Annotated in this window: 12 protein-coding genes; 10 read left to right on the forward strand and 2 right to left on the reverse strand. The window is 63.7% G+C overall.

The window, feature by feature from the left end; all coding sequences use genetic code 11:
* Positions 1-93 precede the first annotated feature (93 nt).
* From Q0603_RS16095 to Q0603_RS16135, 9 genes are all read left to right on the forward strand, one after another.
* Entirely contained in the window at positions 94-1,515 is a 1,422-nt protein-coding gene (locus tag Q0603_RS16095) for a sodium:proton antiporter (RefSeq protein WP_298727551.1), read from the forward strand.
* 80 nt (positions 1,516-1,595) lie between these two features.
* Complete coding sequence (locus Q0603_RS16100; protein WP_298727553.1) at positions 1,596-3,005, forward strand: sodium:proton antiporter; 1,410 nt, start codon at positions 1,596-1,598, stop codon at positions 3,003-3,005.
* Positions 3,006-3,086: 81 nt separating this feature from the next.
* Positions 3,087-3,698, forward strand: coding sequence for a ribosome silencing factor (gene rsfS / locus Q0603_RS16105; RefSeq protein ID WP_298727555.1), 612 nt, complete (start codon positions 3,087-3,089; stop codon positions 3,696-3,698).
* A 44-nt stretch (positions 3,699-3,742) separates the two neighbouring features.
* Positions 3,743-4,213, forward strand: a complete 471-nt coding sequence (locus tag Q0603_RS16110) for a 23S rRNA (pseudouridine(1915)-N(3))-methyltransferase RlmH (RefSeq protein WP_298727557.1) — start codon at positions 3,743-3,745, stop codon at positions 4,211-4,213.
* Between the two features lie 148 nt (positions 4,214-4,361).
* A complete protein-coding gene (gpmI, locus tag Q0603_RS16115; RefSeq protein ID WP_298727558.1) occupies positions 4,362-5,939 on the forward strand; it encodes a 2,3-bisphosphoglycerate-independent phosphoglycerate mutase in 1,578 nt (525 codons plus the stop codon).
* Positions 5,932-7,149 carry a peptidoglycan DD-metalloendopeptidase family protein gene (locus tag Q0603_RS16120; RefSeq protein WP_298727559.1) on the forward strand — a complete coding sequence of 406 codons (1,218 nt, stop codon included), beginning with the start codon at positions 5,932-5,934 and terminating at the stop codon, positions 7,147-7,149. The genes gpmI and Q0603_RS16120 overlap by 8 nt, the downstream gene beginning before the upstream one ends.
* A complete protein-coding gene (locus Q0603_RS16125; RefSeq protein WP_298727560.1) occupies positions 7,149-8,462 on the forward strand; it encodes a S41 family peptidase in 1,314 nt (437 codons plus the stop codon). The genes Q0603_RS16120 and Q0603_RS16125 overlap by 1 nt, the downstream gene beginning before the upstream one ends.
* A gap of 105 nt (positions 8,463-8,567) precedes the next feature.
* The gene (locus Q0603_RS16130) at positions 8,568-9,920 is read left to right on the forward strand and encodes a divergent polysaccharide deacetylase family protein (protein ID WP_298727562.1); all 1,353 of its coding nucleotides are present in this window, start codon (positions 8,568-8,570) and stop codon (positions 9,918-9,920) included.
* A 32-nt stretch (positions 9,921-9,952) separates the two neighbouring features.
* Positions 9,953-10,459, forward strand: a complete 507-nt coding sequence (locus tag Q0603_RS16135) for an RNA pyrophosphohydrolase (RefSeq protein ID WP_298727564.1) — start codon at positions 9,953-9,955, stop codon at positions 10,457-10,459.
* A gap of 9 nt (positions 10,460-10,468) precedes the next feature.
* Here Q0603_RS16135 and Q0603_RS16140 read toward each other — a convergent pair whose 3' ends face one another.
* Positions 10,469-10,963 carry a PAS domain-containing protein gene (locus tag Q0603_RS16140; RefSeq protein WP_298727566.1) on the reverse strand — a complete coding sequence of 165 codons (495 nt, stop codon included), beginning with the start codon at positions 10,961-10,963 and terminating at the stop codon, positions 10,469-10,471.
* Positions 10,964-11,029: 66 nt separating this feature from the next.
* Positions 11,030-11,848 carry a ferritin-like domain-containing protein gene (locus tag Q0603_RS16145; protein WP_298727568.1) on the reverse strand — a complete coding sequence of 273 codons (819 nt, stop codon included), beginning with the start codon at positions 11,846-11,848 and terminating at the stop codon, positions 11,030-11,032.
* Positions 11,849-11,953: 105 nt separating this feature from the next.
* Between Q0603_RS16145 and arsC the strand changes: the two genes are divergently transcribed.
* The gene (arsC, locus tag Q0603_RS16150; RefSeq protein ID WP_298727570.1) at positions 11,954-12,295 is read left to right on the forward strand and encodes an arsenate reductase (glutaredoxin); all 342 of its coding nucleotides are present in this window, start codon (positions 11,954-11,956) and stop codon (positions 12,293-12,295) included.
* Positions 12,296-12,338 lie beyond the last annotated feature (43 nt).

Genomic DNA, 12,338 nt, shown 5'->3' on the forward strand with positions numbered 1-12,338 from the left:
AGTCCCATCGACGCCGCGCGTTGATTGCGCGGCACCGCGCCGTTAATCTACGCCCCTTCACACGGCGGTATTTGCGTTCTGTTGGGGGGATCCATGTCTGGTATTCGTGTCATGCGCATGATTGCGCCAGCCATTGTCTTGAGCCTGGGGCTGGCAGCGCCAGCCCAAGCCGCCTCGCTCGATGGCAAGACGCTGAGCATCCTCTGGACCCTGCCCTTCGCCGGCATCCTGCTGTCGATCGCGCTGATGCCGCTGTTCCTGCCCAACTTCTGGCACCATCACTACGGCAAGGTTGCCGCCTTCTGGGGGCTGTGCGTTGCAGTGCCGTTTGCTCTTGCGCTCGGCATCGGCTCCACCGCGCATGTGCTGCTGGAAGTCGCGCTGCACGAATACATCCCGTTTATCATCCTGCTGTTTGCACTGTTCACCGTGGCCGGCGGCGTGCGCCTGACCGGCAATTTGCATGGCAGCCCGAGCCTGAACACCGCGATGCTGCTGATCGGCACGGTGCTGGCCAGCTGGATGGGAACGACGGGCGCGTCGATGCTGATGATCCGGCCGCTGATCCGCGCCAATGACGACCGCAAGCACAATGTGCATGTGGTGATCTTCTTCATCTTCCTGGTTTCGAATATCGGCGGTGCGCTGACGCCGCTGGGCGATCCGCCGCTGTTCCTTGGCTTCCTCAAAGGCGTCGACTTCTTCTGGACCACGCAATACATGTTCCTGCCCACCATGGTGATGGTGGTGATCCTGCTTGGCATCTTCTATGCCATCGACAGCTACCTCTATCGCAAGGAAGGCATCATCAAGCCCGATCCGACGCCGGACAGCGCCATCGGCATCGAGGGCGGCGTCAACCTGATCCTGCTGGGTGCGGTGATCCTTGCGGTGCTGATGTCGGGCACCTGGAAGCCGGATGTCACCGTTGACATCTTCGGCGTCGGCGTGGAGCTGCAGAATCTTGTTCGCGACGTGCTGCTGCTGGTCATCGCCTTCCTGTCGCTGCGGCTGACCTCGAAGGAAACCCGGATCGGCAACGGCTTCAGCTGGGGGCCGATTGTTGAGGTAGCCAAGCTGTTTGCCGGCATCTTCATCACCATCATCCCGGCCATCGCCATCCTGCGTGCCGGCACCGATGGTGCGCTGGGCTCATTGGTTGGTCTCGCGTCCAACCCAGACGGCACGCCGGACAACGTGATGTATTTCTGGCTTGCCGGCATTCTGTCGAGCTTCCTCGACAATGCCCCGACCTACCTCGTCTTCTTCAACATGGCGAGCGGCGACGCGGCGACCCTGATGGGCCCGCTTGCGACGACCCTGCTGGCGATTTCGGCTGGCGCCGTGTTCATGGGGGCGAACAGCTATATCGGCAACGCGCCCAATTTCATGGTCAAGGCGATTGCCGAAGAAATGAACGTCAAGATGCCCAGCTTCTTCGGTTACATGCTGTGGAGCATCGGCATCCTGATCCCCAGCTTCGTCATCATCACTCTGATCTTCTTTGCCGCTTAAACACGGCAGGGTTGTCAATTTCCCCTCTCGCCCCATATTCGTGGCATAAAACTACGATAAGGCTGAGAGGGGATCTCTAGATGACGGTTGCAACGCTTCGCGTCGTTGGCGCGGCGCTCAGTATGGTTCTGTTCGCCGCGCCAGCGCAGGCGGCCGCCATCGATGGCGCGGCTCTTACGCTGCTCTGGGCCATTCCTTTCGTTGGCATCCTGCTGTCGATCGCCCTCTGCCCGCTGCTGGTGCCAAATATCTGGCACCACCATTACGGCAAAATCGCAGCGCTTTGGGCGCTCGCCTTCCTGATCCCTTTCGCGATCTATGACGGGATCGGCAGCGCCGCGCATGTCGTGCTTGAAGTGGCGCTGCACGAATACATTCCCTTCACCATCCTGCTGCTGTCGCTGTTCACCATCGCTGGCGGCGTGCGCATCGTCGGCAACCTGCATGGCAGCCCCAGCCTCAATACCGGCATCCTGGCGGTCGGCACCGTGCTGGCGAGCTGGATGGGAACGACGGGCGCCGCGATGCTGCTGATCCGGCCACTGATCCGGGCGAACGACAACCGCCGCACCAGCACCCATGTGGTGGTCTTTTTCATCTTCCTGGTGGCGAATATCGGCGGTGCGCTGACGCCGCTTGGCGATCCGCCGCTGTTTCTTGGTTTCCTGAAGGGCGTGCGGTTCTTCTGGACAATGGAAGCGATGTTCCCGCCGACTCTTCTGGTCAGCATGCTGCTGCTGGCGCTCTTCTATGTGATCGACCGCTATTTCTATGTGAAGGAAGGCGTAACCCGCGACCCGACGCCGGATACCTCCATCCGCGTCGAGGGGGGCGTCAACATCTTCCTGCTGGCGGGCGTTGTCGGCGCCGTGCTGATGTCAGGTTCGTGGAAGCCGGATTACGCATTCAGCGTCGCCGGGATCGAGGTGCTGCCGCAGAATCTGCTGCGCGACGCCATCCTGCTCGGGCTGGCCGGGCTGTCGCTGCTGCTGACGCGGCGCGAAACCCGCTCGGGCAACGGCTTCAGCTGGGAACCGATGCTGGAGGTCGGCAAGTTATTCGCCGGCATCTTTGTTACCATCGTGCCGGTGATCGCCATCCTGCGCGCCGGGCCCGATGGCAGCCTGCGCGAGATCATCGCCCTGGCGACCGGCCCGGATGGCGCTCCGCGCGACGAGATGTATTTCTGGCTGACCGGCATGCTGTCGGGCTTCCTTGACAACGCCCCGACCTATCTCGTCTTTTTCAACATGGCCGGAGGCGACGCGGCAGCGCTGATGGGGCCGCTGGCCAGCACCCTGCTCGCGATATCCATGGGTGCGGTTTACATGGGGGCCCTGACCTACATTGGAAATGCCCCGAATTTCATGGTCAAGGCGATCGCCGAGCAGTCCGGCGTCCGCATGCCGAGCTTCTTCGGCTACATGGCATGGTCGGTTCCCATCCTGCTGCCGGTTTTCGCCCTGGTCACCTGGCTCTGGCTGCTCTAGCTGAACCTTCATACGGCTGTAATTGTGGATAGCCCCGAGTCGCGGTAGACTGACCGCGATTCGGGTTCGCTCGAATCGAGCGTGACACTGCAGGAGGACCGAGCCATCGCAAACACCACGACGCGCAAACGCGCTGCCGCGGCCGCCGGGTCCAAGCCTAAGGCCGCAAATAAGGCCGCAAAGTCATCGAAGAAGCCAGGTTCATCGAAGAAGCCAGGCGCCAAGAAGACGGCGGCTGCAGTAAAGCAGAAATCCGCGACCACCGCGGTGACCAAGGCCGCGAAGGCGGCGGCAAAGCCGAAACCGGCCAAGAAGACGCCGACCGCTGCCAAGAAGACCGGCATCCCCGCCGAGATCCAGAAGCTGCACAAACTGATCGTGAAATCGCTGGATGATGATAAGGCCGAGGACATCGTATCCATCGACCTCACCGGAAAGTCGTCGATCGCCGATTATCTGGTCATCGCTTCCGGCCGCTCGTCGCGTCAGGTCAGCGCGATCGCCGAGCATCTGGTCGAGCGCATCGCCAAGGAAACCGGCCGCAAGGTCCGGGCCGAAGGCAAGACCGCCGGCGACTGGGTGCTGATCGATACCGGCGACATCGTCGTCCATATCTTCCGGCCCGAGGTGCGCAGCTTCTACAATCTCGAGAAGATGTGGGGCGCCGCCATTCCGGAACCGGCCGCTGCCTGAGCGAGCCGACTGACGACTGGCCCCGGCTTTGCTAGGCTGGGGCCATGAAGATCACCATCGCCTGCGTCGGCAAAGCCAGCCGCGCCAAGCATGACGCGGCCCAAGCCCTGATAGACGAATACCGTACCCGCCTGCCTTGGCCGGTCACCATCCGCGAGGTGGAAGACCGCAAAGCCGGCGGCGGGGTGGTGGAGCGCCGGGCCCGCGAGGCGGCCCTGCTGCTGACCGGCCTGCCCAAGGGGGCGGTGATCGTCGCCCTGGACGAAAAGGGCAAAAGCCTCACCAGCCGCCAGTTCGCCGATACCTTAGCGGGCTGGCGCGACGGCGGTGAGCAGGAGATTGCCTTTCTGATCGGCGGCGCCGATGGGCTGGACAAGGTGGTGCTGAGCAAGGCCCGGCTGACCCTGTCCTTATCCGCCATGACTTGGCCGCATTTGCTGGCCAGGGTCATGCTGCTGGAGCAGCTTTATCGCGCCTGGAGCCTGCAGACCGGCCATCCCTATCACCGCGACTGACGGGCACCGCGACTGACGGGCCTCGTTCCGGTTGATGTGATTGCATGAGAATTTTCGATCAGAGTGATGGACAGCCTCGGCGTGACGTATGACCCGGCATGCGCTATTTAGAGCCTGAATTTTAACCATTGCCGACCCGGTGCCTGCCATGACCCAGACTGAACCTCGCAAGCCCGTCGTTCTGTGCATTCTCGACGGCTGGGGCCTGCGCGATGATCCCGCCGACAACGCCCTGGCCCAGGCGCGGCTGCCGAATTACCGCCGCCTGCTGGAGACCCGGCCCTTCGCCCGGATCGGCACCTCGGGCCGGGATGTCGGCCTGCCCGATGGCCAGATGGGCAATTCCGAGGTCGGCCACATGAATATCGGCGCCGGGCGCATCGCTGTGCCGGATCTGGGCCGCATCGACAATGCCGTTGCCGATGGCAGCCTGAAGGACAATCCCGCGCTGACCGGACTGATCGCCAAGCTGAAAGCCAGTGGCGGCGCCCTGCACCTGCTGGGGCTGCTGTCTGACGGCGGCGTGCATTCGCATCAGGATCACATGGCCGCGGTGGCGAAAATCTTCGCCCAGGCCGGCGTCAAGGTGCAGATCCATGCCTTCATGGATGGCCGCGACACACCGCCGAAAAGCGCGCTCGGCTTCCTGGCGCGTTTCCGCGAGCAGATCGCTGGCATCGATGGCATTTCCTTCGCCACGGTGTCCGGCCGCTTCTATGCCATGGACCGCGACAAGCGCTGGGAGCGGATCGAGAAGGCCTATCTCGCGCTGACCGAGGCCCAGGGCAAGACGGCAGACAGCGCCGAGGCCGCTATCGAGCAGGCCTATGCTGCCGATGAAACCGATGAATTCGTCACGCCTACCGTGATCGGCGGCTTTGCCGGCATGCGGGATGGCGATGGTGTGCTGATGGCGAATTTCCGCGCTGATCGTGCGCGTGAAATCCTCACCGCCCTGCTCGATCCGCATTTCGACGGCTTCAAGCGCGCCAAGACCATCGCGTTTGCCGGCGCCGTGGGCATGACCGAATACTCTGCGCAGCTCAACGAATTCCTCGCCACCGCCTATAGCCCGATGGTCTATCCGATGACGCTGGGCCAGACGCTGGCGCAGGCTGGCAAGACGCAGCTGCGCATTGCCGAAACCGAAAAATATGCGCATGTCACCTTCTTCCTGAATGGCGGCGAGGAAAAGCCGTTCGAGGGCGAGGACCGCATCCTGGTGCCATCGCCGAAGGTAAAGACCTATGACCTGCAGCCGGAAATGTCGGCGCCGGAACTGACCGACAAGCTGACGGCCGCGATCACTTCGGGCAAATACGATCTGATCGTCGTCAACTACGCCAACCCCGATATGGTCGGCCATACCGGTTCGATGCCGGCGGCGATCAAGGCAGCCGAAACCGTCGATGCCTGCGTCGGCCGTGTGGAAGAGGCCGTGAAGCAGATGGATGGCGTGCTGCTGATCACTGCCGATCACGGCAATCTGGAAGAGATGCGCGATCCGCAAAGCGGCCAGCCGCATACCCAGCACACCACCAATCTCGTGCCGCTGCTGCTGGTCGGCGCGCGCACCGATGGCTATGCGCTGGAAGATGGCCGGCTGTGCGACATTGCGCCGACCTTGCTGCATTTCCTCGGATTGCAGCAGCCCGCCGAGATGACCGGCCGCTGCCTTGCCAAGCCTGGCGCCACCACGCAGAACGCCGCCCGCCGCCTTGCGTAACCTGATCGGGCCTTTGCTGCTGAGCATCGGCATCGCGGCCGCAGCGCCGGCATGGCCGCAGGACAGCGCGGCGCCCCAGCAGCAGCTGCGCGATGTGCAGAAGAAGCTGCAGGAAAGCCAGCAGCGCCAGCGCGCACTGAGCCAGGAAGCCGCCAGGCTGGCGCAGAAGCAGCGTGAATTGCAAAACAAGCTGGTCGCCGCTGCCCGCAAGCTGCAGGCGCAGGAGGATCTGGTCTCGCAAAGCGAGGAAAAACTCGCCGCATTGCTGGCCGATGAAAAGCAGGCGGGTGAGGCGCTGGAAAGCCGCCGTGCGGAACTGGCCCAGACCTTGGCGAGCCTTGCGCATTTGAGCCGTCAGCCGCCGGAAGCCATGGTGCTGGCGCCCGGCTCGGCGCTGGACATGGTGCGCGCCAGCCAGCTGATGGCGGCCCTGGTGCCGGAGATCGAAGGCCGCGCCGCACGGCTGAAAGACGAACTGACCCGCCTGGGCAAGCTGCGCGCCGAGGTGGCCGCCGAGCAGGAGAAGCTCGGCGCCGCCATCGCCCGGCTGGATCAGGAGCGTCGCGAGCTGGAACTGCTGCAGGCCGAGACCAATGCCGCCGCGGCGGAAACCGCAGAACAGCGCGAAAGCGAGCGCGAGCGGGCAGCCCAACTGGCGGCTCAGGCCAAGGATTTGCGCGCTCTGGTAGATCGCTTCCTGGAGCAGGAACGCCGCGAACAGGAGCGGCGCGCCGCCGAGGCGCGAAGCCGTGCGGCCTCACCCAAGCCTGGCTCCGACCGGGAACCGCCTGAGGCCTATGCGGCATTGGAAGGCAGCGCGGCCCTGCCGGCGCGCGGGCGCATCATCGGCCGCTATGGGCAGACGGATGAAAACGGATTGCCCTTGCGGGGCATCCGCATCGAGACGCGGCCCGGCGGACAGGTTATTGCGCCTGCTGACGGGAAAGTGATGTTTGCCGGGCCATTCCGCGGATATGGGCAGCTCTTGATCATCGCCCATGGCGGTGGATATCATAGTTTACTAGCGGGGTTTGGACGGATCGACCGCGCGGTCGGCCAATGGGTGCTTGCCGGAGAGCCGGTAGGCCTGATGAGCGCAACCGCCGCGACAAACGAAAAACCCGTCCTATATCTCGAGTTACGGCGTAAGGGTGAACCCGTGAACCCCTTGCCCTGGTTGGCTTCGGGCGACAGAAAGGTAAGCGGCTGATGCGCAATTTCTTTCTCGGCGGTGTTTGTGCCTTCGCTTTGATGGGCTCGGTCGCGCTGTTTGCCGCTCCGAGCAAAGTCGGCTCGCTCCAGGCCAATGAAACCTATCGGCAGCTCAACCTGTTCGGCGAAATCTTCGAACGGGTCCGCAACGATTATTACAAGGAAACCAAGGACGAGGAACTGATGGAGGCGGCCATCAATGGCATGCTCGCCTCGCTCGATCCTTATTCCGTCTACCTGCCGCCACGCAATTTCCAGGAAGCCCGCGTGCAGACGCGCGGCGAATTCGGCGGCCTCGGCATCGAGGTCACGCAGGAGAACGGCCTGATCAAGGTTGTCTCGCCGATCGACGACACGCCGGCGCAGCGCGCCGGCATCCTGCCGGGCGATTTGATCACCCATCTGGATGGTGATCCGGTGATGGGCAAGTCGCTGCAGGAATCCATCGAAAAAATGCGCGGCACGCCGAATACGCCGATCGTGCTGACGATCCGGCGCGGCGTGGAGGGCAGCGCCAAGACCTTCGACGTGAAGATCACCCGCGCGATCATCAAGACGCGCGTCGTGCGCTCGCGCCGCGAGGGCGAGTTCGGCTACCTGCGCATCTCGTCCTTCAACGAGCATACGACCCAGGATCTGGTTGCCGCCATCGAGAAGCTGAAGGCGGAGATGGGCCCCGAACTCAAGGGCTATATCATCGATCTGCGTGACAATCCGGGCGGCCTGCTCGACCAGGCCATTTCGGTGGCGGACACCTTCCTCAATCAGGGCGAGATCGTTTCGACGCGGTCGCTGCGCTCTACCGCCGATGAAGGCCAGCGCTACAACGCCAAGCGGGGCGACATCGCCGAAGGCAAACCGATTGCTGTGCTGATCAACGGCGGCTCGGCCTCGGCGTCGGAGATCGTCGCCGGCGCGCTGCAGGATCACCATCGCGCTGTGATCGTGGGCAGCACCACCTTCGGCAAGGGTCTGGTCCAGACCATGATTCCGCTGGGCGAATTCGGTGGCATGAAGCTGACCACCGCAGGCTATTTCACGCCCTCAGGCCGCTCGATCGACACGGTCGGCATCACCCCCGATGTCGAGGCCTGGAACGAGCGTGACCATCAGATCGCCGCCGCGCTGAAGGCACGCCGTGAGCTGAGCGGCACGCGGGAGACCGATGAAAACCGGCCGCAGGAGCAGCAGCCGAACAACGTCACTCCGCCGTCTCAGATTCCCGCCCCCGGCCAGGACGGCCCCGATCTGGTGCTGCAGGCCGCGATCGAAGTGCTGCGGGCCCCGCCGAAGCCTTCGGCCCGGAAGTGACGGCCTCCGGAGCCCAGCGGCGTCTCCGGCGGCTGCCAGCCGCCGGCCAGCCGTCAAGTGACTGTTAACACGCTCCGGGCTAGTCTGGCGGCGTGAGACATAGTCATGGCTGACGAGACCGGATTGCACGTCGATCCCGACGATCGTGCGCTGCCCGAAGGGGGCAGGCGCCACGCCGGTCTATTGCGCCGTCTGTTCGGCCTGCGGCGGTGGAAGAGGAAAAAGTCAGCCGCCACGCATATGCACGGGCATGACCCGGCCCGTCTGGTGGACGAGGATGCGGACCTGATCCACAGCATCAGCGGCGGCCCCGACGATCCTTATCCCACGCCGCCCCGCCGCGAAGGCTTCAAGCACAAGCTGGCCCGGCTGTTTCGCATTATCGGTCTGATCCTGTGGCCGCCCTTCCTGCGCGGCGATGCCAGCACGGTCAATCGCCGCCTGCTGCTGGCGGCCTGGACGCTGGTGCTGCTGCTGCTCGCCGGCACCGGGGGCTGGCTGGTCACGGCGGGTCAATCGCTGACCGCACTGCCTGGATCGGAAGTCATCATCAGCGTGGCGCGGCTGGCCCTGCCGCCGGAGGCCAAGCTGGCACCCGAGCAGAAGGTCAGCAGCGAAGTCCCGCCTGCGAGCGTCGGGCGCCTGCCCAGCGGCTTGCTGATGGCGCCGGACCCGGCCTTGAGCGAAACCTCGCCGCGCGGCCTGATCCCGAAAATCGGCGCCGATGGGCGCCAGCCCTGGAATGCCTATGCGCGCCCCTTCGACGAGCCGCCGACCCGGCCGCGCCTGGCCATCGTGCTGCAAAACATGGGGCTGAACGCGCAGCTGACGACCCTGGCCGCCGAGCGGCTGGCGCCGGAAATCAGCTTTGCCTTCAATCCCTACGCGCAGGATCTGGCCGCGCAGGTCGAGCGTGCGCGCCAGGCCGGCCATGAAGTTCTGCTCGGCCTGCCGATGGAGCCGTTCGACTACCCCTCCAGCGACCCGGGACCCTACACGCTGCTGACCTCGCTGAACGAGCAGGAGAATCACCGCCGGCTGGATTGGGCGTTGGCGCGCGCGGCGGGTTATATCGGCTTCACCAATCTGATGGGCGGAAAATACACCTCCTCGCCCGATCACATGCGCAGCATCGCCACTGTGCTGAAAGCGCGCGGCCTGATGTTCTTCGATTCCCGCACAGCGCCGCGCAGCGTCGCCGCCCGCGTCGTCCGCGAGACCGGCGGCATCTATGCCTTCGCCAACCGGCAGATCGATGCCCAGCCCAGCGCACAGCTGATCGATGCGCGGCTGGAAGAGCTGGAGCGCACCGCGCGGGTCAATGGCGTTGCCGTCGGCTCGGCTTTCCCCTATCCGGTGACCCTCGACCGGCTGCTGGCCTGGACCGCAACGCTTGACGCCAAGGGGATTGCACTGGCGCCTGTATCGGCGATCGCCAACCGGCAGACGCCGGAGTGATGACCTGAGTTGATCTGCGAGGAGTTGTTATCATGAGCCGCCCATCCGGTGCCGCGCTGCAGCCATATGAAGCCCGGCCCTATCGCGAAGGTGTGGGCGTGGCGCTGCTCAATCGTGACGATCTCGTCTTCGTCGGCCAGCGCATCGATCAGACGGCGGAGGCCTGGCAGATGCCGCAGGGCGGCATCGATCCCGGCGAAGATCCGCTGAAAGCCGCTCTTCGCGAGATGGAGGAAGAGATCGGCGTGAGCCCCTCATTGGCCGAGGTGATCGCCGAAAGCCGCGGCTGGCTATCCTACGACCTGCCGCCGGCTCTGGCCGACAAGGTCTGGAACGGCCGTTATCGCGGCCAGCGGCAGAAATGGTATCTGCTGCGCTTCCTGGGCAAGGACAGCGACATCAACATCGCCACCGCGCATCCGGAATTCAAGGAATGGCGCTGGCAGCCCTTCCGCTCTCTGCCCGACATGATCGTGCCCTTCAAGCGGCCGATCTATGAAATGATCGTCGCCGAGTTCATCGATAAAGTGCGGACCTGAACGCGTCCCCTAGAAAACGGCGACGGGCAAGCCGCAGCTCAGGATGATGTCGATCTGTTCGTTGTCGCTGGACAGCGGCAGGATTACCGCCTGGAAGCGATGCCGGCGGCTTTCCAGCAGGTAATCGTAAGAGACCATCCGCACGCCGCCATCGTCGATCACCATGCGGTACATGGCGATCAGCGCTTCGCGGAATCCTGCATTCGGAATCTCGTCCAGCCAATGGCCGGTCAGATCGGCGCCGTGATAGAAAACGAACTCGGTACCGAACAGACGATAGCGGAAGCGGACCTCGCCATTTTCCTGCGGCACCACATCGACCATCACGATGTTGCCCAGCACGGACTTCAGTTCGAGCGGATCGATATCGGCGCGAGCAGGGAAGCGCCGGCCGGCGCGTTTGACCTCCCAATAACGCAACAATCCCTTCAGGCGCGGATCCAATTCGGATTCCGTAACCATGCCATAGCGGGACAGCGATGACGGCTCTTGCTCTTGCCCCATCCCAAATAGCCTAAGCTGATTTGGAGGGACGGCAACCCGGAGAAAAGGAATGCCGGAAAAATAAAATCAGGCGGCGATTGCAGCCAGCCGGCGCTGGCGCCATTGGATCATGCGCCAGGCAATGGCCGCAAACCACCGGCTGAACAGGCCCTGCGGATCGAGATCGCAGGCCTTCAAGGCCATCGCGAGGCCACGCTGAATATGCCCGAAGCGGTAAACCCGGCTGGCGCGCAGCTCGTAGGCGGCGCTTTGTCTCTCGCGGCTGTAGGCACCTTCACAGCCATTGCCGCACCAATAGGCCATGGCGAGTTCGTCGTCGCTGGCTTCCTGCATGCGGCCCAGCGCCACAGCCAGGCGGCGCAGCCGGCTAAGCGGCGCTTTCTGCTGATAACGCTGCAGATGGTCGTAGAACAGCTTGTAATGCCGGAATTCGTCGGCGGCGATTTTGGCCGCGATGAATTTCAGCACCGGTTCCTCGGTCGCGTCACGAATGGCGCTGTAGAAGCTGGATGTGCCGCATTCGACGACACAGCGTGCAACCAGTTCGCCGTTGCGGCTGCCGCGCACCGAGGCGGTGGCATCGAGCGGCAGGCGGAACCCTTCCGTGAAACGCTGCATGGCAACGGCAGGATCGAAATTCGGATCGGCCTTCTGCGCCCAAAGCGCCAGCGCCTTGCCATGCTGGACTTCCTCGACGCCCCAGTGGCGGGCGGCGTCGCAGAATTCCGGGTCATCCGCGAAAACATTGCAAAGATAGGCTACATAATCATCGGCATTATGCTCGACGAGGGCCGCAGCCTTGACCGCACGCAGCAGGTCCGGGTCGACCTTCGAGGGGTCGAAGCGGTCCCAGGGGATGTCGTCCAGCGTCCAATGTACAGCCATGGGTTCACTATTTAAGCCCTGGTCATCAAATTGCAACTCTTGCGAGTCGATGCTAACCGCCTGGAATTATGGCATTCTCAGCCACCTGGCATTAGGATAACCAGCATGGATCGAAGCGTTCTGTATCATAACCCGCGCTGCTCGAAATCGCGCCAGGCCCTGGCGCTGCTGCAGGAGCGCGGCATCGAACCGCGCATTGTCGAATATCTGAAGACCCCGCCGAGCGCCGCCGAATTGCAACGCCTGCTCGGCCTGCTCGGGCTCAAGGCCAGGGACGTTCTGCGCAAGAAGGAAGGCGCAGAAGCCGGCCTTAGCCCCGATATGAAGGAGGCCGATCTGATCGCCGGCCTCGCCGCCAATCCAGCTGCGCTGGAACGGCCGATTTTCGTGCATGAAGGCCATGCCGTGGTCGGCCGCCCGCCGGAGAAAGTGCTCGATCTCCTCTAGTTTCGTGGGGCGGATACGCTAATTTATCCGCACACAAACGGAA

This window comes from uncultured Ferrovibrio sp., assembly GCF_937960835.1.
Taxonomy (GTDB): Bacteria; Pseudomonadota; Alphaproteobacteria; order Ferrovibrionales; family Ferrovibrionaceae; genus Ferrovibrio.

Bases quoted from the DNA above. Each gene is read 5' to 3' on its own strand.
- Q0603_RS16140 (WP_298727566.1), bottom strand. From the start codon at position 10,963: ATGGGGCAAGAGCAAGAGCCGTCATCGCTGTCCCGCTATGGCATGGTT.
- Q0603_RS16110 (WP_298727557.1), top strand. From the start codon at position 3,743: ATGAAGATCACCATCGCCTGCGTCGGCAAAGCCAGCCGCGCCAAGCAT.
- gpmI (WP_298727558.1), top strand. From the start codon at position 4,362: ATGACCCAGACTGAACCTCGCAAGCCCGTCGTTCTGTGCATTCTCGAC.
- Q0603_RS16135 (WP_298727564.1), top strand. From the start codon at position 9,953: ATGAGCCGCCCATCCGGTGCCGCGCTGCAGCCATATGAAGCCCGGCCC.
- Q0603_RS16145 (WP_298727568.1), bottom strand. From the start codon at position 11,848: ATGGCTGTACATTGGACGCTGGACGACATCCCCTGGGACCGCTTCGAC.
- arsC (WP_298727570.1), top strand. From the start codon at position 11,954: ATGGATCGAAGCGTTCTGTATCATAACCCGCGCTGCTCGAAATCGCGC.
- Q0603_RS16130 (WP_298727562.1), top strand. From the start codon at position 8,568: ATGGCTGACGAGACCGGATTGCACGTCGATCCCGACGATCGTGCGCTG.
- Q0603_RS16100 (WP_298727553.1), top strand. From the start codon at position 1,596: ATGACGGTTGCAACGCTTCGCGTCGTTGGCGCGGCGCTCAGTATGGTT.
- Q0603_RS16125 (WP_298727560.1), top strand. From the start codon at position 7,149: ATGCGCAATTTCTTTCTCGGCGGTGTTTGTGCCTTCGCTTTGATGGGC.
- Q0603_RS16095 (WP_298727551.1), top strand. From the start codon at position 94: ATGTCTGGTATTCGTGTCATGCGCATGATTGCGCCAGCCATTGTCTTG.